The organism is Endozoicomonas sp., assembly GCF_051008435.1.
Lineage (GTDB): Bacteria > Pseudomonadota > Gammaproteobacteria > Pseudomonadales > Endozoicomonadaceae > Endozoicomonas_A.
This window is the reverse complement of sequence record NZ_JBPCXO010000243.1, coordinates 1-23,932: the sequence shown is the minus strand read 5'-3', so window position 1 is coordinate 23,932 and position 23,932 is coordinate 1. Positions and strand designations below refer to the sequence as shown.

Sequence of the window (23,932 nt, the reverse complement as noted above, 5' to 3'; positions counted from 1 at the left end):
TGGTCGCAGTGAACCCAGAGCAGTAAAAAGGCGACCAAAGCCATATAAGAGACTCCAGCACACAAGATCACAGGCTCGTAGACTCAATGTGTACCAACGGAAAGCGGCTTAAGTCAGTGCCATTGCTATATACAGCACCGCTGGCATCCACAGGCTGACCTGGGTTATACAGTACAAGCCCGATGTAATAGCTGAGAATCAAGACCGAGAAAGTCAGGCTGAACAAACAGAATATAAAGATCCACCTCAGTGAAGAACGGGTTTCAGGAGTTCTTTCTGAATGGAGCCATTCCGGAAAAGTGTTTTTCAATAGAACCCATTGATAGCCAATGTACAGAGAGATGCTGGTCATCAGAAACAATATGGTAGCCCATTGGCTCAGAGGTGTTGCCGGAAGTATCCAGTACAACTGGCTATCGGTATTCAGTGTCTGGTTGTTGCCTTCAAGACTAATCAGTATAAGGGTCGCTACAGGAAGAAAATGATGGATATCCCTTGTGTTCAATTTAAGGTCCGGGCTTATCAACTGGCGGGTGATGAGAAACAGAACGGGGTATTCCAGAGTTTGCAAAGTCAGAAACCAGACATTCACCCAACCATAAGTGTTGTTGCCACTGATACTGGCAATATTCATGACCAGATGAACCATGTTTAGCAGCATGACCATGGAAAAAAAACGATCGGTAAGTTTCAGCGGGCCCTTACGAACGAGCAGCAGAAAAAAAAGCAGGAACTCGATCAGGAAAATGCCCCACAAGACAAACTTCATGCAGAGACCTCTGTGCATTTTGTTGCAAAATTATATGGATCATCGGGTTTTTCCATTCTTGTAGTTGCATTGACTGTGTTGCCTGGTTGGGAATAGCGGATTATGTCGGATGGAAAATACTGACTGGTTATATAAACGACGATGTATCTTTTGAGGGAAGGATACCGGCAAAGACAGGTGATTTACAGAGTGGTTAGAGCTGGTAAGAATTGTGGAATTCAACAAGGGGTGCAGAATTCCACAATTTAGGGGCCGGAATGTTACTTATCTGTTTTTTTAAGCTGTAAAAGAATGTTGTTTCACAGTGACTGTTTTCCCACAGAACTCTTCCAGTTCCATCTGTTCCATTAACGCCAGTGAGTCGCTGAAGCAAACAGAACGTTTACCGGACGGCTGATCGATCACAGCGATTGCCCGGGTTTTATCCACGCCCTGATACATAACGGTATAACCCGCCACAATGCCTTTACCTTCGTAACTGTTATCCAGCTCAACGGGTGGGGTCCGCTCTTTTACCTGGTCCGTGATATCAATATTGGCAAAGTCGCTGCTACCCGGTTGGCAAGACCAGAGTCCATAAGCCTGTTTGGTCAGCATGCCAGATACTGAGGAAACCAGCCCGTATTCTTCAGGGTTGTTGCGTAATAATTCAATCATACGACAGGTTGACTGTATGGCGTAATTATTCAGAGGACCGCCGGCAAAGGGCATACCCCCGGTGACGGTCAGATCTCGATCCAGAGAGACACCCAGTTCGTTGGCATAGGTCTCAACAGCTACCGGGAAGCAGCTGTAGAGATCTAGAAAAGCCACGTCATCAGATTGAATGCCGGCCACTTCCAGAGCTTTCTCACCGCATAACTGAGCGCCAGGTAAGCGGTGGAGTTCGGGGCGCTGGGAAACACAGGTCATGGAGTTGGATTCAGTACTGGCCAGAGGGAAAACCCATTTTTCTTTGGGGACTCCCAGAGCTTGTGCTTTAGCTACTGAGCAGAACAACAGAGCGCCAGCCTGATCGACATTCCATGATGTGTTGTGCAACTTGGTGTATGGGAAAGCCAACATTTTATTTTTATCCGACGGGTTGCGAATAAAATCAGCGTCTACATGCTGAGGCTTCCAGGCATGGGGGTTGTCAGCAGCAATATCACTGAAGCGACTGTACATGGCGGCAATTTTATCCCGATGCTCGCCAATGCTGAGTCCCTGACTGTGACGAAAAGCACTTTCCATGATGGCGTAATAGCCAACTGGCATGCCCAGACCTGCTCCGGTTTCTTCCTCCAGCCAGAGTTCCGCTTCTGGCTCCAGAACTTCATCGGGTTTTTCTGTCTGTTGAGTGTCAGTGAGTTCAATATTGCCAAAACGGGCGATCAGTTCACGGTACCTGGCGTCACCACCGGTGACAACAGCGACCTCAAGGTCACCTTTTTGAATGCCTTCACAGGCATCACCGATCAGGGTTTGTTGCAGAACCCCTATCTGACCCAGCACGGTTTTGGCTTTACTGGCACCGACTTCATCAGCAATCAGGCGAGCTGGATCCGAATAGGGCCAGAGGCTTTGTGGAACATAGACTTTGTCGATATCCTTCAGCAGGCTTTCTGCCCCGGCGTCAGCAGAGGCAGCCGACACAGAATCGGCCATCAGCTGCCAGGCTTCTTTCGCCTGAGAAGGATCGTCCATACGCTGTTCGATAATGCCAATACCTACGAGTACGGGCGTGTTTGGATTGAGTTCTGTCATTACGGCGGCCTTTATATTTTTTTCTCTATGCCTTCCCAATAGGTTTCCCGAATCTTTCTGCGCAGAACTTTGCCCGCCTCGGAACGGGGCAGGGTTTCTATAAAGTCGACGCTTTTCGGGAGCTTCTGTCTGGCCAGGCGGGCACTGGCAAAATCAATCAACTCATTGCTGAGCTGCTCAGTTGAAGACACGTCGGACTTCAACTCAACGACTGCTTTTACCGCTTCACCCCATTCTTCGGAGGGAACACCAACGCAGGCAACATCAGCGACTGCCGGATGCAGTGCAATAATGTCGTCTATTTCCTGGGGGTATATGTTGACGCCACCGGAGATGATGATCTCAGCGCTTCGTCCCGTCAGAAATAAATATCCATCGTCGTCCAGGTAGCCGATATCACCAGCGGTGAAGTAGCCGTCGTACTGGGCTTCCTGTGTTTTCTGCTTATCCTGATAGTATTCGAAGCGGCTTTCTTCCGGGTTTTTCAGGAAAATCCGGCCAGCCTCGCCGACTGGCAGATCCTGACCCTGATCATCCAGTATTCTGATCTGACCAGGGGCGGCTTTACCCACAGTACCGGGTTTACTCAGCCAGTCTTGTGGGCTGACAATGGTGCCCGGACCTTCGGTTCCGGCAAACATCTCCCAGATCACCGGACCAAACCAGTCCATCATGGCCTGTTTGGTTTCAACTGAGCAGGGCGCTGCACCATGAATAACAAAACGCAGAGTGGAAACGTCATAGCTCTTGCGAGTACGGTCTTCCAGCTGAAGCAGGCGTACAAACATGGCCGGAACAAAGAAGCTGTGGGTGATCTTGTGTTGTTCAATCAACTTCAGACTGTCTTCGGCTTCCCAGCGATCCATAATCACGATGCTGATACCCGCTACCAGAGGCGTCATCATGCAAAGGTTGAAGGGGCCCGCGTGGTAGAGCGGGCCGGTGACCAGGGAGTGATCCGTGCCGGCATCCGGCTGATACTGAAAGACCATGGTCAGCAGATCCTGCATGTCGGCTGCCATTTGTGGATCTGGCTGCTTTCTCAAAACCCCTTTGGGCCTTCCGGACGTACCTGAGGTATAAAGCATCATGGTGCCTCGGGCAGGGTTGGCAATGTCCTCAGTCGGCTGGTTGATCAGGGCTTGATCCCAGTTCTGAAAACCTTCTATAGATCCACCAATAGCAAGGCTGACAGCCAGGTTGTCATTGTTTTTCAGTGCGCTGGTGACTTTGTCTTTTACACGGATGTCTGCAAAGAAGGCTTTGGCCTCGCAGTTTTTGACGATGTAGCTGATTTCATCAGCGGCCAGATGCCAGTTAACAGGTGTCAGTCGTCCACCAATGCGGTGAGCGGCCAGTGCTGCAATAACAAATTCAGGCCGGTTGCCGCAGCACAGTGCTACGGCATCACCTTCCTGCACACCGTTATTTTGCATAAGCAGGGCAACCTGGTTAACCCGGTCATTTAACGCTTTGAAGGTCAGATTGCCATATTCACTGTAGACTGCCATGCGATCAGGGGCCTGTTCAGCAATGGCAGATACTTCCATGCCGACAGCTGCCCGAGATTTTGCAGCTTCATAGATGCTTTGGGTCATAACTGGCTCCTTAGGCTGCAGTGAATTCAGGCTGTCGTTTTTCCTTGAAGGCTTTGGTGCCTTCACGGGCGTCTTTGCTCATCATGATCATGGCGGACTCATGAGTCTCTTTCTCAAACGCGGCACTCCAGTCATCGGTATAGCTTTCCAGGGCAGTGCGCTTGATGGCCTGAAGTGCCAGAGGCGCATTTTGGGCCAGCTGTTCAGCCAGCGCCCGGGCTCTGTCCTGCAGTTCGGCTGCAGGGCAAACTTCGCTGATCAGTCCAATCTGCTGGGCAGTATCAGCATCCACAGGTTCACCGGTCAGCAGAAGCTTCATCGCGTGTGCATAGGGCAGCTGACGAACCAGGCGAACCATGGAACCACCACCCGGAACTATGCCTCGCTTGGGTTCGGGTAACCCAAAAGTGGCGGTGTCTGCAGCAATACGAATATCAGTGGCCTGAAGAATTTCACAGCCTCCACCCAGAGCGCGACCATTGATGGCGGCAATAATAGGTTTATACACAGGCTCGGCTTTCAGCATGACTTTATCCACAGTGTGTGGATCCGCCAGCAGCTTTTCTTCGATTTCGTTTTCTGGTTGCTTGGTGCCCATCCACAGGGGGATGACTCCGGAAAGATCGCCACCGCAGCAGAAATCTTCATCGCCTTCTGCGGTCAGAATGGCTACACGAATTTCGTCGTCTTCCCGAACTTGATCCCAGGCTTCCTTGAGTTTGACGAACGCCTCGGCATCGAGAGTATTTTTAGCTTCGGGACGATTAATGGTGACCCAGGCTATGTGCCCTTCTTTTTTAAATGCTACGGCTGCCATTTGAATATTCCTTATTTTTATTATGCTATTTCAGGCTCAGGCTTCTTCCAATAGTCCATTCAGACGCTCAAGAGACTCCAGATACTCGTTGAGCATGTCGTACATGATGGTTTTGCAGCCTTTCTCTTCATTCATCATTCCGACGATCTGACCGGTGGGGTAGAAGGCCAGTTCTTCATTCTGGGCACGGGCAATACGAACGTGAGCTTCCTGGGCCAGCATTCCCTGCAGTGGCATAGGCAATGCTCCCGGGCACTCTTCACTTTCCCATTCATCCGTCCATTTGGAGCGCAGCATACGGGCAGGTTTGCCACTGATCATTTTGGACTGAACGGTGTCTTCGCTGGTGGCTTCAATCAGTTTGCGCTTGGGCAGAGGTTCCACTTCAGATTCTGGAGAAGTCAGCCAGACAGAACCACACCAGACCCCTTCTGCACCCAGTGCCATGGCCGCAGCCATCTGACGTCCACCCCCAATGCCACCGGCAGCGAGTACCGGCATGGGATGCACAGCATCCACTACCTGAGGAATGAGAACCATTGTGGTGACTTTCCCGGTATGACCACCGGCTTCATGGCCCTGGGCCACAACAAAGTCCAGTCCACCTTCTTTGTGAGCCACCGCGTGTTTGACCTTGCCTGCCAGAGCGCCTACGAGAATGCCTTTTTCCTTACAGGTATCCAGAATGTCCTGAGGAGGCGTTCCGAGGGCGTTGACCATGACTTTCAGATTGGGGTATTCAAAGGCGACTTCCAGAAGCTGACGACAGATTTTGTGTGTCCAGCCAATGTCTGAACCACTGACGCTGTGGTAGCTGTCACCTTCAAGGTCACGGGGCAGGGGAGGGATATCGTATTTTTGCATGACAGATTCCACCCAGGCTTTGTGCTCTTCGGGAATCATGGCTTCAAGGTCCGGAACTTCGTCACCCATGTAGTTGTTGGGCATGATGACATCAATACCAAAGGGCTTGTCGCCTACTTTGTCCTGAATCCAGTCCAGCTCCTGTTTCAATTGCTCAGGGGTGTAGCCAGCAGCACCGAATACACCAATACCACCGGCCTTGCTGACTTCTACTACGACATCACGGCAATGAGTGAAGGCAAAGATCGGGGCATCAAGACCCAGTTTCCTGCACAGATCGGTCTTCATAGGAAAGTACCTCTTTTTCGATTCTTGTTTTTATTGTTTCGTCCTGACCGCTTTTTGCGGCCTGAGGTCTGCGCTTTTGCGCATGATTCGCTGCCATACTCGCTGCCATACTCGCTGCCATACTCGCTGCCATAAGAGCTTCGATACTGCCTTGAATCTCTAATATTTTTTGTTCTAGTTCGGTGGCCAGCTCCGGGCTGGCCCAGGCTTTGATTAACAGTAAAAAGTGGAATTTGCTGGTGAGTCTGAAGCGTTCCAGGTTGATGACTCCAGCTGACCAGTTTTCCAGCAACATGACTTGGGTAATCAGCATCTGTTCGGCCAGTAACTGGGTGTTCAGTCCCGGCATCATCGCATTACTATCTTGTAGCTGTCGTATAGCGCTGATAAACAGTGTGCGGTTGTTCTGGGCAGTGTGGAAAACGGGAGCGGTCATGTCTCTGGAAACATTGATCTGGAAGACAGCTTTCAGGACAGCTTTGTATTTGGACTCATCCTGCTTGAGGAAGCTATAAGCTGCTTCGCTAACGCCTTCAATGATGGCAAGAGGAGCAAGGTCGCGAGTGATATGGGTATAAGCAGACTTAAACTCGACAAACAACTGTTCGACCATGACATCCAGAATGTTGTCGATGGAGCCCATCAGGTTGTAAAGCGTGGCAACGCTGACTTCAGCTTCTTCTGCAATTCGTGAAGTCGACAGGGCACTGAAACCTTCTGCCTGGAGAAGGGTGACCACGGCATCAAGAATCTGTTGTTTTCTTCGGGCTTTGCCTTTTTCTCTCAGACTCATAAAGATATCCACAACATTACGATTTAGAAAGTACAGCGCATGGCTGCGGATATTTAGAATACCTTTATAAAAATAGAATGCAATTAAAATTATTATGACAGAGAAAACCTTCCCTGGTTTTCTGGATGGAAAAGGTGGCGCTCTTTCTGGAATTCAGGCCGAAATTGTCTTAAGTCCGACAGGCTCCTAACAGACTTGCTGAATCAGGGCAGATATTCCGGTATCTGGAAAGTCGCTCAAGGCGGCCATTTCCAGAATTTCTTCTTCGTGGAACAGCTCTCCGTCATAGACGACAACAATACTGGTATCGCCCGGTTGCAGAAAATGAGACTCACCATACTCGGTGTATCGGGTCGCACCAATGCTGATTAATGCCTGTTCGGGGTATTCGGCTTTGGCCAGAAGTTCAGAAATATCTTCTGCGGGTCCGGCGTCCTGCTGGTGATTCATGCGATCAACAATCCAGTCCAGCAGTTTCTGATGAAAATAGCTGTAACCCACTGTCGGGCTGTCTTCACCGTAGCGGAAGATATCATCGTTTTTTTTGTGGTAGCTGGCGATTCTGAAACGATCCAGAGTGCCACCCTGTTCCAGGTGATCCAACTCCAGCAGTGTACTCGCGATGCCCTTGGTATCACTCCCCCAGTTTTTCTTTTCGCTGATTTTGCGAGCATTGGGTTTACGGATAGAGCAGTCGTTGTAGGCCGCGAACTGTTTTGGAGTCAGAGCTGAGACGGTTTTGTCGCCGCTGTTCGCATCAATGGTGTACTGAATATCGCAGATTAGGGCGACTTCAGGCTCGATTTGCAGATAGCCGTCGGTTTCAGGCATCGTGATTTTGTCATTAGACAATGGATAAGTCGATAGAAACCCGGAGTCTTCAGAAGGGACATAGAATGGGAAAATAGCTTTGGGTTGAATCGCTTCAGAGACTTTTACAGCCTGAAAGTCAGAGGCTTCCCCTGCCTGTTCCAGATGACCGGCAAAGTTACCGGCAACTCCCAGACCGATCATATTTTTGTAAGGCATGATTACTTCTGATCTTAAACTTTAAAGTGTTAAGTTTACTCCGACTGAACCCGGCCTGCGATTGCGGTATTCACTCAAACAATGGGGCAGAAATACCAAGCAGTCAGTCTCCCGGACAGGAATTACGTCGCCGCTAATCAGTAGTACAAAGTTGCAAAAGACCATGCGTATAAATCATAGGCAAACCCGGTGTTAAGCCGCGTCGGCTGGGCTAACTTCCCAGTAAGACATTACCCACCAGATACAATCCTTGCGTAATTCTCAGCGCGTCTATACTTCAGTTTTTTTATAAACGAGGCTTCTAACTAATGCCCCGAGTGTGCCGCTGTTTTTTGCTGACGGTTCTTCTGTTGGTGGGGGCCCCCACTGTGTCAGCAGGCATTCTGGAGTGGTGTAGAGATCATAACCCTCTCTGTTGGTGGAATAATTATCTCTCTTTAGATGAACAGTTGGATGGGGAGGCTTATCAACCCCAGGGTAATGAAAACTCCCCCGAGCAACTGGCTATTCATATGAATGATGCCCTTTTGCTGTTCGACTCGCTGGAACCAGAGCTGCGTCAGGTGTTCATCGATTCCGGGATTACGCGAGAGTTGATGCAAACTGTCCTGGGAGAGAATGGCGAAGCAGCTGCCCGGTTGTCCCAGGTTTTGAGAGAGCTGGGGAATATTCAAACCCGGGAACAGCTCAACCACCACAGGGTCATTGCCAATATCATCAGGGTGATGTGTCTGTGTGGCGGAGCGGTTAACCGTATAGCGGCTTATACCGGACTTGCGGCACTGTTTTCAACATGGGGTGCCCCTGCTGCACTGGCTGCAACTATGGCTGGCCTGATCACCGGTGGAGCCATGCTAAGCAGTAATTTTTTATCGGTGGAAGGAGCCAACAAGATTCGTTTTGAGGGGATTCATTCGATTCGGGAAATGTGTTGTGCAGTGGTTTCAGGCATTGCCACTTCTATAGATTGTGGCATGGCTTACAAAGGTATGGTGGCGCTGACCGGCAGTGTGGGAGCGGGCCTTTGTACCATTCCCTTTATGATTGCCGGGCTTTATCCGCTCCTGTTGAACAAGCTGATTGACCTGAGCTTCAGTCTTTATGGTGAAAACCCTGAAGATGAAATTCTGCTGAAGGATACTGTGCAGTTGCTGGCAGATGTCATGCACACCATGGAAAAGAATAATTGCACCATGGATTCGAGTTTGCATGACCGAATGGATGCCTATTTCGAGTGCATGGGAACGTGTCGAAAAACCACCTACAAAGACTTGTTGCTGGATGGATTCTCAATCCATGGCAAAGCCTCGAAGCGAAAGAACACGCTGAAAAAACTCCATGATTCTGGTTACCTGCAGCCCACTGAGGTGAATGAGCGATGGACCATTCCCGAACAGGTTTTTCACAGGACCCAAGCCAGCAGACGATCCAATACGGCCACGGCGGCTACAGGTGGTCTGTTGATTCTCAGCATTGGTCCGGCATTGGTTTATGTTTTTGGTGACACCACCAGTCTGACTCAGCTGGTAGAGGAGGAACTCAATCTGGCGGCATTTTGTGGAACCACAGGAGAGCAAGCGGCTTACTGGATTTACCAGGGAGGGGCGCTGGCAGCCATGTCAGGTAAGTCGGCAGCGGCTGCCCGAAATGGTGCCAGAAACCTTGAGCGATTAATGCTGTGGCTATACAGCTTTTATACGAAAGAGGGAGAAAAAACGCCCAAGAGTGATATTGCTGCCAATCTGATCGGGTTTATTGCTTCGCTGTTCTATGGCGCCAATAACTTCGGCACCATGGCCGGTAATATCATGGGCAATACCTGTCTGGGTGATGGCACCGTGGCCTTCTATATGGTTCCGGCAGCCTCGGCGGTAGGAGGTATCGGTTTTAACGGAGGTTGCGGTAAACAATTGAAAAAAGGAGTAATAGAAACCGTCAGGGATGTGATTCGGATTTTTACAGGGAAAGCCAGCTGTCAGTGTGGTCTTGATGAACAGGTCGCAGCGCTTTACCAACTGGATAAAACCGGGATTCTGGATCTATCAAGTAAAGACTCTCTGGAAGAGCTGGAAGCTTTTCTGGTGCAGGAAGGTTTTACTGTAAGCCCTGCGACAGGTCAGGATGAGACGGCGATAGATGTAGATGCATTGTTTGGGATGCTACACCCAGAGGTTGATGAATTCACTGAATTACTTCCAGATACTCAACCGGTCAATCCTGCAACCGCTCAGGAAGAATCGGATAGCTCCTCTCCTGTCCAGATATCGCAGGAAGACTGGTTGTTCAGTTCTGGTTTACCTGCTCATTTGGGAGGTCTGTTTAGCCCTGTAGATTTTGAAGAAGCCAGAAAGAGACGGGTTGACTGGCAATGGCTGAAAAACTACCTGTTGCTGTTAGCCGATATCCTCGAACGCAGAAGGTTGCAGGTTCACACTGTTTCCAGAGGTGTGCAGTCTTTTTTTCAGGTCTATCTGGAATCTCTGGGAGAGAACGATCAATTTCATCAGGCACATACTCTCAGAAATAATCTCGTTGATTTTTTGTATCACTTGATAGATCCCAACTCCCAGAAGACTGACTGGGAGAAACGCTTCATTAAAAGGTTTGGTCGTTGGCGGTTGTTGCAGATAGCCAGAGATCTTGTACAGGGTGACGTGAACTTACCTCTAATGCAGCTAATGGTATTGATGGAACAAAGAACCATTCTGGTGATGGTTCATCAAAACGGTAAACCGGTGCTTTATCAAATTTCTGCAGATAATCCGGAGCATCTGGAAGAAGTGCCTGAAACCATGATGAATGGGAATACCACCCTGGTGGTTAATGGGGTTGGCCAGTGGGCCTGGCTGGAGACTGGAGAGCAGGTGTCCATCCAGATGGAAGATGAGACAGGTTTGGAAACTTCTTTTTCCTTGGTATCGCCTCATTCCCCTCATCATCCAACTGTGATGCCACCGGCGAATATACCCGTTGCATTCATACCCGATGAAGGGGACGGAGTTCCGGATGGAGGTGATGACGCTCCTCCCGAGGTGGTTGTTGTGACAGCGGAGGAGGCCAGAAGGAACCGTATTGATTCCGATCAAGAAGGTTATGATTCTGAAATTGATCGTATCAAAAGCGGCTATGGGCCAACTTCCAGAAGAGACCATGAGCCGGACCCAGGCGGTGGCGGCACGGTAATGACTATGATGGAATGGTTACCATCCCTTAAGGTCGTGCCCAGTGCGGAGATGGCATTGAAGCTGTTCATGCTCATGAAGATAAAGTAGATAAATCCAACAGCTCTACGGACAGCCTGTAGGGAGAGCTGAGCAACCTAAGTTGCTCAGCGAATCTTCTATTTGAATTTTGAAGCGTATTTATCCTCGTGGTCATCACGCCAGATGGGCTGTTTTGATGAGTCATAAGCCCAGACCCGTGTAGCTACGGGTAGCCAGCCAAAATAGACAGTTAACTTAAGTGTATTACCCTCCACCTTCATGACAGATGTAAAGAACCCTCGTTCAGAAGCTTTTTCTGATGCGCTGTAAATCGTGCCATCGGCAATATTGGGCGTTTTTTCACGAGGTTTCATGTTAGCTGCAATAATCAGGCCGGTCGTATCTGGTGTATCACCGAGATCATCCAGGCAACTGGTACAGCGGCCTTTGTCCTTCTCCAGAAGAATATCTCCGACCCACACCCGGCAACCAATACCGGGCTTACATTTAACTGCAACGCGGCTCTGGGGTTCGTTGGTTTTTTTGTCAAAGGTTGTCCAGCAACCCTGAAGCGGCTGGTTGGGATCTCTGGCTGGACATTGTGTCTGGTAGAGCTCTGGCGTTGTAGGATGACGAACAACCGTGGTCGTTTCAGGAGAAGCAACCGTTGTTCCACTCTCCGCGGGTTTTTGTTTTGAGTGCGATGATGGAACTTCCACTAAACGATCATCTTGAGTCAGGAGGCCTGAGAATGGATTGAAGGGCAGAAGACTGGATAGCCATCTAAACGACGATGTTTGAGTATGGGGTGTGACTGCAGTCGCTGAAGAAGCACCGGTTTTACTTTGATTTTTTCCTGACTGTTGAGTGCTCTGGGTGTCTGTTTTCTGGTTGGCAGAATCTTTCTTGTCACCCGAATCGTCAGTGATTTCATCAGACTTTCGGGTGGGCGGCTTTTTGCCCGGCGGGATATACAAAACAATTCGATCATAGTCATCCTGACTAAGATCCAGTTCAATTCCTCCATATCGGAGACGTTGATAGTTCAGCAATTGCTCAAGAGGGGATCGGACAATGGAGTCATCTCCAGAAGAGTGCTCAGGACTGATGCGTCCGGGCCTTTTTACCTCTTGATTGAGGTGTTGCTCCATCATTTTCTTGTTCGGGCGGTCCGTATCTCTGGGGTTGTAGTAGTCTTCTTTATTCAGCCTTTTTTGTTCAGCTGCCAACCGGTCGGCAAATGTCTTTTCCCAGCGTTCCTGAAGTTTCCGGTCTTCCTGATTCTGGATGGCTTCCAGTATGGCGGCCATGCTAGCGTCTTTACCTGAAAAGAGGTCTGCATGTTGATCTTCTCTTTTGAGCAGTCCTCCGTCAGTCAGCATCCAGATAGGGGGAAGTGTTGATAGGCCTCCTTCTACCAGTACTACCCAGGGCTGGGGCAAGGGAGCCGAAGGTTCGACCACCAGGCTGACATCTGACAAATCCCCTTGAACCGAAAACGTCAGAGTATGCCTCTTCGAAGGTGTCAGGCATTGAACCATCTGTGATGATGTCTCGAAGCATTGATTACTGTGACTGCTCAGAGTTGTTTCCATGAACTGGCCCCCTTTAAGGCGCAGACTCAGGGAGGTGTCTGAAGCGTGTTCGCCGACAGCAACAAAGTGAACTTGAAGGGTTTTTTGAAAATCAGGGGGAGAGTCAAAACCCAAAGAAAATTGTGTTGATGGGAATGCCTTTATAGAAGGCTCTAAAGTGGTGTGAATACTGGAAAAGTCCACGAAAGTTTCCAGTTGTCCATAGGAGCAGGGAGCAGTAAAGATGATCAGAAATAATAAGAGGTGAGAGCTGAGGTATAACGACAGAAGTCTTAAGGTTTGAAGGAGTAGGGGCAAGTGCTCAGGCTTGTCTGCATCTTCCAGCGAAGAGGTCATGTGAAACTCCGGCCAAATTTATTTTACCGGCAGCTAACAATAGACCAGAAGTACAGGCTCTGTTGAAAATACAAAAAAAGGGGAGCCAGATTACTGACTCCCTTTCAATCAGAACTGCTTCAGAATACCTTCAACGGTGCCATGAGCATCGCCAAAGAGCATACGGGCGTTTTCCTTAAAGAACAGGGGGTTCTGTACACCGGCATAACCGGTCGCCATTGAGCGTTTAAAGACAACAACACGCTCAGCTTCCCATACTTTCAGAACAGGCATGCCGGCAATCGGGCTGCCAGGATCTTCTGATGCTGCAGGGTTAACCGTATCGTTGGCACCAATGACCAGTACTACGTCGGTTTCTGAGAAGTCGTCGTTGATCTCATCCATTTCTTCTACGATGTCATAGGGTACTTTGGCTTCGGCCAGCAGTACGTTCATATGACCTGGCAGTCGACCCGCAACCGGGTGAATACCGAATCGTACTTTGATGTTCTGAGCACGAAGCTTGTTGACCAGTTCTCGCAGCGGATGCTGGGCCTGAGCCACAGCCATACCATAGCCAGGAGTGATGATGACACTGGAAGCATTTTTCAGCATATCAGCGACTTCTTCGACCTGAACTTCGGTGTATTCGCCTTCTTCTGCACCTTCAGCCACGGTTCCACTTTCAGTACCGAATCCACCCAGGATGACCGAGATGAAAGAGCGGTTCATGGCCGAACACATCAGATAAGAGAGAATAGCTCCGGAAGAACCCACCATAGCACCAGTGATGATCAGCAGGTTGTTACCCAGCATGAAGCCCGTAGCTGCTGCGGCAATACCGGAGTAAGCATTGAGCATGGAAACAACCACTGGCATGTCTGCACCGCCAATACCCATAACAAGGGTAATACCGAACAGGAAGGCCAATGCCGTCATGATGATCAGCGCCAGAATACTGTCTTGTTGCACATAGACAATACCCATGATAATCGCCAGACCAATCACGGCCAGGTTAGCCCAGTGTCCGCCTGGCAGAGAGGCTGGGCGACTGTTGATCTTTCCATGAAGCTTCAGGCAGGCAACAATCGAACCACTGAATGTGATGGCACCAATAATGATTCCAATGAAGATTTCAATGCTGTGAATCATTCTTTCTGTAGACGACAGTAGATTTGCAGCTGCGTTGGCCAGTGACTCAGACGCTTCAATAGCACTGGAAAAACCGATCAGTACCGCTGCCAGACCACCAAAGCCATTGAGGACGGCGACCAGCTGAGGCATCTCGGTCATTTCAACTTTTTTGGCCAGGAAAAGACCAATACCTGCACCGACTATCATCAGGATAGTGACCATAGTGAAGCCTTCCACGTGGGCATGACCCAGTGTGGCTAAAACAGCGATCACCATTCCGACCATGCCGTAGAGGCTACCGGTTTTGGCCGATTCCTGACGACTCAGGCCCGCCAGGCTCATGACAAACAGCAGCGCTGCTATCAGGTAGGCGGATACTAATAATCCTTGTGACATTCCTGTAACTCCCAAGCGCTCTTAATTGTCGCGAATAAACATTTTCAGCATCCGCTGGGTTACAGCGAAGCCACCAACGATATTGATCATGGCTACGACCAAGGCAATACCCGACAGTGCAAGAATAATATTATTGTCGCTGTGCATCTGTGTCAGTGCACCGATGACGATGATGCCACTGATGGCATTGGTGACACTCATAAGCGGCGTATGAAGTGCTGACTTCACATTCCAGATAACGTAATAACCCACAATAGAGGAGAGTACGAAGACCGTGAAATGTTCCAGGAAACTAGCGGGTGCCGAGTTAGCAACAAATCCAAAGAGCAACGCCCCTACGGCCATAAGCACAGGTTTAACCCATGGGCGAGCAGGTTTCTCTTCTTTAGCCACTACTGCCGGTGCCGGTTTCGCGGCAGGCGCAGCACTGACTTTTACAGGCGGTGGCGGCCAGGTAATGTTGCCTTCTTTAACAACCGTCAGACCACGAACCACTTCATCTTCAAAGTCGATGACCAGGTTGCCGTCTTTCTCTGGCGTCATCAGCTTCAGCATGTTGACCAGGTTGGTGCCATAGAGCTGAGAGGATTGAGTGGGTAGACGACTAGGCAGATCGGTGTAACCGATCACGGTGACACCGTGTTTAACGACGACTTTATCCTTTTCGGTACACTCGCAGTTGCCACCAGTCTGAGCCGCCAGGTCAACAATGACACTGCCAGGCTTCATGGCTTTAACCATGTCTTCAAGAATCAGCTTTGGTGCAGGCCTACCAGGAATCAAAGCAGTCGTAATAATAATGTCGACTTCTTTGGCCTGTTCCATAAACAGTGCCATCTCAGCATCGATGAAGGCCTGGCTCATTTCCTTGGCATAACCATCGGAAGAGTCCTGTTCTTCTTCCTTGCTTGATGAAAAGTCCAGCTCAAGGAACTCAGCTCCCATGCTCTCAACCTGTTCTTTCACTTCAGGTCGAGTATCAAAGGCACGAACAATAGCGCCCATGCTGCCAGCTGCGCCAAGAGCAGCAAGACCGGCAACACCAGCACCAATCACCATCACTTTAGCGGGTGGTATTTTACCGGCAGCAGTGATCTGGCCATTAAAGAAGCGACCAAAGTGGTGAGAAGCCTCAACAACCGCACGGTATCCACCGATGTTGGCCATAGAGCTCAAGGCATCCAGAGATTGGGAACGGGACAGGCGGGGTACGCTATCCAAAGCCAGCACATTGATATTTCGCTGACTGAGCTTATTCATAAGCTCTTCGTTCTGGCCAGGCCAGATAAAGCTGGCCAGGGTAGAGCCATCTTTAAGTAATGCGATTTCGTCGTCTGTTGGTGCATTCACCTTCAAGACAATATCGGAATCCCAGACGTCTGAGCGTTCTGCGATTTGAGCGCCAGCCTCTTGAAAGGCCGCATCATCAAAACTGGCTTTAGCGCCAGCTCCGCTCTCAATGATAATGTCATAACCGAGCTTTTGTAGCTTGCTTACCGTATCAGGCGTAGCGGCTACCCGGTTTTCGTTGTCCTGAATCTCTCCAGGGATCCCTATCCGCATATCGGTCACCTAGTGTAGATATAAAATGTTCTGACAAACGCAGGCTGTCGACCAGAGGCTGTGCATTTGCATTACCGGCTCTTGGCTGTCGTTGTCGTTTTCATCGCACCAGGATGAAGCACGACAGTGGCTCAAGGCTGACGGCAGTCAACGCTTGTCAGAACACTGTGCTTACTCTGGCTCTGTCCTGCTTTTCATTGGCTACAGGCGTTTACGTGAGCCTTTGATATTCGGTTCAATCCGAACTTCGTCCCTGAGAGACACTCTGGCTTGAGTGCTGATCACGTATAGTATGTGATTTTAAGTTAAAAGGGTAATTAACTACCTAGGCAGTATGGATTACGTGTGCAAATATTTTTAGTTTTCGGTTTATACATATTGGCATGTTTGGTTCTCTGTAAATATATGAGGATTGTTGTGAATGGTTCTAGAATGAAATATTTTGGGTATTTATTCTAAACAATGAATAAAGTGTCGGATATGAGGGCTTGTGATAAGTGACTGTTTGGTAAGTTATGTTAAGGTTTGATTTCAGAGTTTTAGGCGTACAGGCACTATCCGGCTTGAGTCGATCCTAAGTCTACTCAATGAATCGGGGCTTTGCTTAGTCAGAATGAGTTAGGGCGGTGATTTACCGCCCTGCAATGGTGCGTGAGCAGTTCTTTTAGCTCATGGCTGTTTCGCCTCAATTCTTTGCAGAAAAGACGGCAGGCAAAATGCTGTCACGCGGGGGAGGCGAACTTTAACCGAACTGGTTCATGGTGTTGTCTTCGCCAGCTGCTTTAAGAGCGGCATCGCCAGAGAAGTATTCTTTATGATCATCACCCATATCAGAACCAGCCATGTTTTGATGCTTAACGCAGGCGATACTCTGGCGAATCTCTTTACGCTGAACACCGGCTACGTAGCCCAGCATTCCCTGGTCACCGAAGTAATCTTTGGCCAGATTATCAGTGGACAGTGCCGCCGTATGATACGTTGGCAAGGTGATCAGGTGGTGGAAGATACCGGCTTCACGCGCAGCGTCGGCCTGGAATGTACGAATCTTGTCGTCAGCGGTTTGAGCCAGTTCTGTTTCATCGTACTCAGCACTCATCAAGCCATCTCTATCGTAGGCTGACAGGTCGCGGCCTTCTTCTTTCCAGGCATCGAACACTTGCTGGCGGAAATTCAGAGTCCAGTTGAAGGAGGGTGAATTGTTGTAAACCAGCTTGGCGTTCGGGCAGGTTTCACGAATCTTGTTAACCATCTCGGCAATCTGGCCAACATGGGGCTTTTCAGTCTCAATCCACAGCAGATCTGCGCCGTTTTGCAGAGAAGTGATGCAGTCCAGAACAACACGATCAATACCGGTATCCTGACGGAACTGGAACAGGTTGCTAGGCAGGCGCTTGGGTCGAACCAGGTTGCCATTACGGTTGATCAGAACATCGCCGTTCTTCATATTTGCTGGAGACACTTCTTCAACATCCAGGAAGCTGTTGTACTGGTCACCCAGGTCACCCGGAGTTTGGGTTACAGCCAGCTGTTTGGTCAGGCCAGCTCCCAGAGAGTCGGTACGAGCTACGATAACACCGTCATCAACGCCCAGTTCCAGGAAGGCATAACGAACAGCGCGGATCTTGGCCAGAAAGTCTTCGTGAGGAACGGTTACCTTGCCATCCTGATGGCCGCATTGTTTCTCGTCAGATACCTGGTTTTCCAGCTGTATGCAGCAGGCACCGGCTTCAATCATCTTCTTGGCGAGCAGGTAAGTCGCTTCTGCGTTACCGAAGCCAGCATCAATGTCAGCAATGATTGGCACAATGTGTGTTGTGTGGTTTTCAATCTGACTTTTGAGTTCTTTTTCTTGAGCGGTATCACCCGCCTTGCGGACAGCATCCAGTTCACGGAACATGCCGCCCAGTTCGCGGGCATCCGCCTGGCGCAGGAAGGTGTACAGTTCTTCAATCAGGCCTGCTACAGATGTTTTCTCGTGCATGGACTGATCAGGCAGTGGGCCAAACTCGGAGCGCAGTGCGGCAACCATCCAGCCTGACAGGTACAGGTAGCGGCGGTCAGTGCTGTTGAAGTGTTTCTTGATGGAAATCATCTTCTGCTGACCAATGAATCCGTGCCAGCAGCCCAGAGACTGGGTGTATTGTGTGGTATCGGCGTCGTAAGCAGCCATGTCTTCGCGCATGATTTTGGCGGTGTAGCGCGCAATATCCAGACCGGTCTTGAAGCGATTCTGCGCTTTCATGCGAGCGGCGTATTCAGGATTGATCGCTTCCCAGGAAGAACCCTGAGCAGCCTTAAGTGAAGCGATTGCGTCAATATCATTCAGGTACTTTGACATGATCAGTCCTTCCGTTTTCGCGACGTCATCAACATGAGTTTGATGACCGGCTTTTATTGTTGGAGTCTTGCCGACTCGGTGACTGCATTCTGTGATTTGTTAATGTTTGTGACAATCCTGTTATTTTTATCTTTGCTATTTATTTCGTGAATAGTGGTGTTTTTTTATGAGGCTGGTGGCCAGTGTTCAGGAAAACTTCTGGTTTTAGAGGCTTTTATTTAATTCAATAAAAACAATAGTTTATTGATGGTTTCTGATGCTATTTTATAGTACACGACTATGTGTTTTTAGTGATATGGTCTTTTTTCTCTGAGAAGTGTTTTTCTTATGAAAAGTGGTTTTTTTGCTTATTGTTGTGAATATTTGGTAATTAATGTTTCGGGTGTGAGCCTTAAAGCTGACTAATCAAGCCGAATTGAAAGGGAAACAGAATCCGATGTTTGAATTCCTGATGAAAAGTCATGGACAAATTTTCTGCCGGCTGTTCCCGTCAGAAACCCGCTGATGGTTTCCGACGGGATGTTCCAGATTATTGCTCTATGCGATAAATTTCGCGGCCGTAAATGCGCCCTTCCGGATTGTAATAGCTGACGCCCCGAAGATCGGGTTTGATTAGATAGTTCAGGCTATTCCAGTAAACCGGAGCAATGGGCATATCGGAAGCCAGAACCAGTTCTGCTTCTGCGTAAATACGGTTCCGCTCTTCCCGGTTCAGTGTCTGGCGTGCCTGATCAAGTAACTGGTTGTAGCGTTCGCTGTTATAGAAACTGCTGTTGTTGCCATGTTCAGGCGTATGGACATCGAGCATTGTGATGGCATCATCATAGTCGCCACCCCATAAAGCCCTGGCTACCTGGTATTGTCCATCCAGCTTTCTTTGTAAGTAGGTCGACCACTCAAGACTTTCAAGTTCAGCCTTGACTGGCAGTTGCTTCTGCCACATTTCCTGAATGGCGACAGCAATATGCTTATTGCTGTCTGTGGCGTTGTAGATGTAGGTAAACGTCAGTGGTTTATCTTTGCTGTAACCTGCTTCCCGCAACAGTTTGTTGGCTGCAGCCAGTCTTTCCTGCGGAGACATTTTCTTGTAGTCCGGTGCTGGTGCAATGAAACCCGTTACCGTTTCAGGCGTAAAGGTATACGCGGTCTTTTGCCCCTGTCCCAGAATATTGTCGGTAATTTTTTCCCTTTGCAGAACATAGGACAGGGCTTTTCTTACCCTGACGTCGTCAAATGGTTTTTCCTGGGTATTAAAAGTCAGATAGTAAGTAGCGAGGCTTGAACTGGTTTTGAGTTGCTCAGGCATCTCGTTGGTCAGTTTTTTAAAATGAGTGGTGGGAACACTGGAGACCATGTCCAGTTCACCGGCACGGTATCTGTTGAGAGCAACAGTTTCAGACTCTATAGGAAGGAAAGTGATTTCGGTCAAAACGGTGTTTTTATGATTCCAGTAATTGGAGTTCTGGTTTAATACGATCTGTTCCCGAATGATTCGTTTAACCAGGTTGAAGGGCCCGTTGTTCACAATCTTGCCAGGGGTTACCCAATCTCGGCCATGAGCTTCGATTGCAGATCGAGGCACAGGGTTCATGGAGCGATGGGTCAGCATTGCGAGCAGGTAAGGAGCTGACTGATTCAGTTCCAGAGTCAGAGTATTTCCCGGGCCGGCTTTAACGCCAAGAGTGGAAGCCGGTTTTTTACCCTTGGTGATTTCATCGGCATTTTTGACACCCATAGCGGCCAGGTACCAGGCATAGGGAGACGCTGTTTCAGGGTTGGCCAGTCGTTTAAAACTGTACTCAAAGTCTTCTGCCGTCAGTGGTTTTCCATCCGACCAGCGCAGGCCTTTACGCAGGGTAAAGGTCCAGACAGTACCATCCCGGGAGGTTTCCCATGATTCTGCCTGACCCGGAATAATATTGCCCTGCAGATCCTGGGTAACCAAACCTTCAAACAATTCCCGGGTCACATGATCTTCAGGGATTCCGATAGCCAGGTGAGGATCCAGGGATTCAGGATCGCCTCTCAATGCACGCTTAAGTGTTTGATGCTCAGACAGCTTTACACCTTTTGGAATTTCTGCGGCCTGAACCACCGGTAAAAATGCCATAAACTGCAGCGCAGCCACTAGAAAACACAGCTGCACGGAAGCATTTGAGAGCCGGATTATGCTTTTTAACAGGGTCATGGCCGGTTGACCTTTATAGAGCGAAGAATATCAAGATAGCACAGCCTGATTTCACCTGGGGCTGTTATAGGACGGCTGCTAAGAAGCCGTTAGCTGGAACCTTTTCCTGAGTTTTTGATCTAACCTGTTTTGGCATTCAGGAAGATCAAAATGCTCAATGCAGTCTCAGGGATTCGGGCTGGCATCCGTTCCTTACCCATCTCTCTATCAAAAACCTCATCCAGCCTGTGTCAGGGCAGGGGAGTCACCCGAGTACGAGCTCCACTGTTGTTACCCGATCTTCGCTTCAAATCAGAGAGTGCCGAACGAATTAAGCCCTTTGATCTGGCTTTGTCCGCTGTTGCTGATGCCAGAAAACAGATCATTGCCAGTAGCAATCTGCATCAGATCAGTACCCTTGAGGCTCCGGCTGAGTCAGAAAAACTGAAACTGCCAGATATAAAGGATAACTTTGGTCGCTATCTGGAGTTTGAAGAGTGGCAGCTGTTCAGGAAAAGGGAGATTTTTGTCAGCAAGTACGTTGCCTGGCTAAGGGATCATTTCCAGTGTGATCAATACCAGATACCGGCTTCGGCTCGATTGAGAAAGATTTTTATGACGGAGCAGTTGAATAAGCTTTGCCCGTACGGAAACTGTTCTGCGCTGGCTGAAACCTCCTTCCTCACTCTTTACCGAAATGGGCAGTTTCCACTGGAGTTGATCCATCAGTTCTCCAGTTCTAAGGATAAAAGTTACAGCCATGCTTATGTGGTGATGAATCGAGAGAAGGGAAGTAGCCTGAAAGCTCAGGAAGAATGGGGAGAAGATTGTCTGCTGGTAGATGCCTGGGTGCCTGCTGTCTTCTATGCAGATCAATACCCGGCCATGAAAGAATGGCTACCCACTGCCTTCAGTCAGGATGATGTTTACAGTGTGATTCGTCTGGAATCGAGATTGGAAAATGCAGAGCGACCGGCTGTTGAGTTTAAAACAGGAAAAGAACTGGAGGAGGAGCCCTCCTCCAGCGAGTAATTACCTCATGGTAACAAACTCTTCCGAAGAGGTCGGATGAATAGCTACCGTGTTATCAAAGTCCGCCTTGGTGGCGCCCATCTTCAGAGCGACGGCAAAACCCTGCAGCATTTCGTCAGAACCGTGTCCGATGCAATGGATACCAACAATCTTCTCTTCTTCACCCACCGTAATCAGCTTCATTCGGCTTGGCTGGCGATGGCTGGTGAGAGCGCTGTACATGGCAGTAAAGCCACTGGTGTAAACCTTAACGTTTTCCTCGCCATGACGCTCGATGGCTTCGTTTTCACTCAGACCTACGGTGCCAATGGTGGGGTGACTGAAGACGACCGTTGCGACATTGTCGTAGTTCAGGTGCTCTTCTGGTTTGTTGTTAAACAGTCTTTCTGACAGACGACGACCAGCGGCTACAGCGACAGGGGTCAGTTCAATCTTGCCAATGTTGTCACCTACCGCATAAATACCCGAAACATTCGTGTTCTGGAATTTATCCACAGGAATATAGCCACGCTCGTTGGTTTCTACACCTGCTGCTTCCAAATTGATGGAATAGGTATGTGGTTTACGACCTGCCGCCCAGATAACGGTATCAACCGTCAGGCTGTTGCCATTTTCCAGATGGATAGTCAGGCTGCCGTCGCTTTCTTTAGTGATCTCTTTAGGCACTGAGTGCGTGTGAAGAGTCGGGCCTTCGGCTTCCATGATCTCAACCAGAGTATCGGAAAGCATGTCGTCGAAGTTGCGCAGAGGCTTGTGTTTGCGAACCAGCAGGTGGGTTTCGCTGCCCAGGGCATGCAGTACGCCAGCCAGTTCAACGGCAATGTATCCTGCACCCAGAACGGCAACGCGCTCAGGGCGTTCGGTCAGTTCAAAGAAGCCGTTTGAGTCAATGCCGTATTCGGCACCGGGAATCGATGGAACAGCAGGCTCACCACCGGTAGCGATGGTAATGTGATCTGCAGTGTAATGAACACCGTCCACTTCAACGGTTTTGGCATCCACAAAGCGTCCGTAACCTTTTATGACGGTTACCTTGTTGTTACCCAGCACACGATCATAGGACTGGTGAATACGGCTGATGTAAGCTTCACGGCTTTCGACCAGTTTACTCCAGCTGAAGTTCTTCAGGATTTCCTCTCGGTCCAGGTCAAAGCCGTAGTCCGGGCCATACTGGATGGCGTCGGAAATCTGTCCTGCAAACCACATGGCTTTCTTTGGTACACAGCCAACGTTTACACAGGTACCGCCGAGGTGCTTGGCTTCAATAAGGCCGACTTTTGCGCCGTGCATGGCAGCACGGTTGGCAGTGCCGATGCCGCCGCTGCCACCACCAATGACCAGGTAGTCAAAATGGGTATCTGTAGTCATGAATAATTCCTGATGAATTCCAAGTGCCATTAAAAGACATTATAAAGACACTATATGGGCAATCTCTCGAATTTAAATAGCGGTATGCGTAAAGCTAAGTACAGACAGAGCATGACAGGATGACTCTGGTTTGTTGATCACTGCTTATGACTCCCTGCACAAGAGATGGCGTAATGCCTTGCCAAGGCAAGGGACAACATGGCAAAAATACATGCTATTTTGATAATACTCTGAGTATTTTCAGGGAAATAGACAACAAAGATAAAAACAATAAACAATTAAGTGGCCTGACTATGAATAGATTGCTCCGTTTTCCGTGGTGGGTACTCTTTCTCCTGACAACTCTGTCATTCAACACTATCGCCAAACCTCTGGTGTTTGGTAACGGTAGTGAACCGGGAACATTGAACCCGTTTAATTACGAAACCACATCCGACTCCACTGTGATCTCCAGCCTTTTTGAAGGGCTGACCTATATGGACAAGAACTATCAGATTCTGCCAGCACAGGCAGAAAGCTGGACCGAATCAGAAGATGGTCTGATATTTACCTTCCAGCTTCACAAGGGGCTTAAGTGGAGTAATGGTGATGCATTGACTGCCCATGACTTTGTCTTTGCCTTGCGTTATTGCACCAACCCCGAAAATGCCATGGTGCGATCACAGTCCCTGAAAGATCTGCACATGAAAAACGTTCATAAAGTCATTTCCGGAGATCTGCCACCGGAAAAACTGGGCATTAGGGCGATTAATGACCACACATTGGAAATTCAGCTGGATAAAGCCGTTCCTTATCGGTTGAGCGTAAAACTCCGTACTTTGAGTGCGGGGATGTAAGCTCGTCGGCGATAGCCGACTAATGCGGTGTTCTCTGCTGCTGAACGTACTGTTTGATGACTTCTATAGGAGCGCCACCGC

16 protein-coding genes are annotated in these 23,932 nt (G+C 49.2%); 3 read left to right on the top strand and 13 right to left on the bottom strand.

Annotated elements, in window-relative coordinates; translation table 11 throughout:
• Positions 1–67: 67 nt before the first annotated feature.
• The 7 genes from ACR2PX_RS12505 to ACR2PX_RS12475 form a co-directional block, all read right to left on the bottom strand.
• The gene (locus ACR2PX_RS12505) at positions 68–769 is read right to left on the bottom strand and encodes a hypothetical protein (RefSeq protein WP_433999690.1); all 702 of its coding nucleotides are present in this window, start codon (positions 767–769) and stop codon (positions 68–70) included.
• Positions 770–1,045: 276 nt separating this feature from the next.
• The gene (locus tag ACR2PX_RS12500) at positions 1,046–2,515 is read right to left on the bottom strand and encodes a hypothetical protein (protein WP_433999689.1); all 1,470 of its coding nucleotides are present in this window, start codon (positions 2,513–2,515) and stop codon (positions 1,046–1,048) included.
• Positions 2,516–2,526: 11 nt separating this feature from the next.
• The gene (locus tag ACR2PX_RS12495) at positions 2,527–4,113 is read right to left on the bottom strand and encodes an AMP-binding protein (RefSeq protein WP_433999688.1); all 1,587 of its coding nucleotides are present in this window, start codon (positions 4,111–4,113) and stop codon (positions 2,527–2,529) included.
• Between the two features lie 10 nt (positions 4,114–4,123).
• Positions 4,124–4,930, bottom strand: coding sequence for an enoyl-CoA hydratase/isomerase family protein (locus ACR2PX_RS12490; RefSeq protein WP_433999687.1), 807 nt, complete (start codon positions 4,928–4,930; stop codon positions 4,124–4,126).
• Positions 4,931–4,966: 36 nt separating this feature from the next.
• On the bottom strand, positions 4,967–6,082 hold the full coding sequence (locus ACR2PX_RS12485) for an NAD(P)H-dependent flavin oxidoreductase (protein ID WP_433999686.1): 1,116 nt from the start codon (positions 6,080–6,082) through the stop codon (positions 4,967–4,969).
• Positions 6,048–6,875: a TetR/AcrR family transcriptional regulator gene (locus tag ACR2PX_RS12480; RefSeq protein WP_433999685.1), complete on the bottom strand. Its 828-nt coding sequence runs from the start codon at positions 6,873–6,875 to the stop codon at positions 6,048–6,050. The genes ACR2PX_RS12485 and ACR2PX_RS12480 overlap by 35 nt, the downstream gene beginning before the upstream one ends.
• A 186-nt stretch (positions 6,876–7,061) precedes the next feature.
• Positions 7,062–7,904, bottom strand: a complete 843-nt coding sequence (locus ACR2PX_RS12475) for a DUF5718 family protein (RefSeq protein WP_433999684.1) — start codon at positions 7,902–7,904, stop codon at positions 7,062–7,064.
• A gap of 308 nt (positions 7,905–8,212) precedes the next feature.
• Between ACR2PX_RS12475 and ACR2PX_RS12470 the strand changes: the two genes are divergently transcribed.
• Positions 8,213–11,176, top strand: a complete 2,964-nt coding sequence (locus ACR2PX_RS12470; protein WP_433999683.1) for a hypothetical protein — start codon at positions 8,213–8,215, stop codon at positions 11,174–11,176.
• A 68-nt stretch (positions 11,177–11,244) separates the two neighbouring features.
• Here the strand turns inward: ACR2PX_RS12470 and ACR2PX_RS12465 are convergent, their stop codons facing one another.
• The 5 genes from ACR2PX_RS12465 to ACR2PX_RS12445 form a co-directional block, all read right to left on the bottom strand.
• A complete protein-coding gene (locus tag ACR2PX_RS12465; RefSeq protein WP_433999682.1) occupies positions 11,245–13,038 on the bottom strand; it encodes a hypothetical protein in 1,794 nt (597 codons plus the stop codon).
• Between the two features lie 108 nt (positions 13,039–13,146).
• The gene (gene pntB, locus ACR2PX_RS12460; protein WP_433999681.1) at positions 13,147–14,547 is read right to left on the bottom strand and encodes a Re/Si-specific NAD(P)(+) transhydrogenase subunit beta; all 1,401 of its coding nucleotides are present in this window, start codon (positions 14,545–14,547) and stop codon (positions 13,147–13,149) included.
• Positions 14,548–14,568: 21 nt separating this feature from the next.
• On the bottom strand, positions 14,569–16,110 hold the full coding sequence (locus ACR2PX_RS12455) for a Re/Si-specific NAD(P)(+) transhydrogenase subunit alpha (protein WP_433999680.1): 1,542 nt from the start codon (positions 16,108–16,110) through the stop codon (positions 14,569–14,571).
• 742 nt (positions 16,111–16,852) lie between these two features.
• Positions 16,853–18,448, bottom strand: a complete 1,596-nt coding sequence (locus ACR2PX_RS12450; protein WP_433999679.1) for an isocitrate lyase — start codon at positions 18,446–18,448, stop codon at positions 16,853–16,855.
• 529 nt (positions 18,449–18,977) lie between these two features.
• Positions 18,978–20,636 carry a peptide ABC transporter substrate-binding protein gene (locus tag ACR2PX_RS12445; RefSeq protein WP_433999678.1) on the bottom strand — a complete coding sequence of 553 codons (1,659 nt, stop codon included), beginning with the start codon at positions 20,634–20,636 and terminating at the stop codon, positions 18,978–18,980.
• 150 nt (positions 20,637–20,786) lie between these two features.
• Here ACR2PX_RS12445 and ACR2PX_RS12440 point away from each other — a divergent pair, with 150 nt between their 5' ends.
• Positions 20,787–21,647 (top strand): hypothetical protein, encoded by an 861-nt coding sequence (locus ACR2PX_RS12440; RefSeq protein ID WP_433999677.1) that lies wholly within the window; start codon positions 20,787–20,789, stop codon positions 21,645–21,647.
• Here ACR2PX_RS12440 and gorA read toward each other — a convergent pair whose 3' ends face one another.
• Positions 21,648–23,015: a glutathione-disulfide reductase gene (gene gorA / locus ACR2PX_RS12435; protein ID WP_433999676.1), complete on the bottom strand. Its 1,368-nt coding sequence runs from the start codon at positions 23,013–23,015 to the stop codon at positions 21,648–21,650.
• A gap of 173 nt (positions 23,016–23,188) precedes the next feature.
• Here gorA and ACR2PX_RS12430 point away from each other — a divergent pair, with 173 nt between their 5' ends.
• The gene (locus ACR2PX_RS12430) at positions 23,189–23,851 is read left to right on the top strand and encodes an ABC transporter substrate-binding protein (protein ID WP_433999675.1); all 663 of its coding nucleotides are present in this window, start codon (positions 23,189–23,191) and stop codon (positions 23,849–23,851) included.
• Positions 23,852–23,932 lie beyond the last annotated feature (81 nt).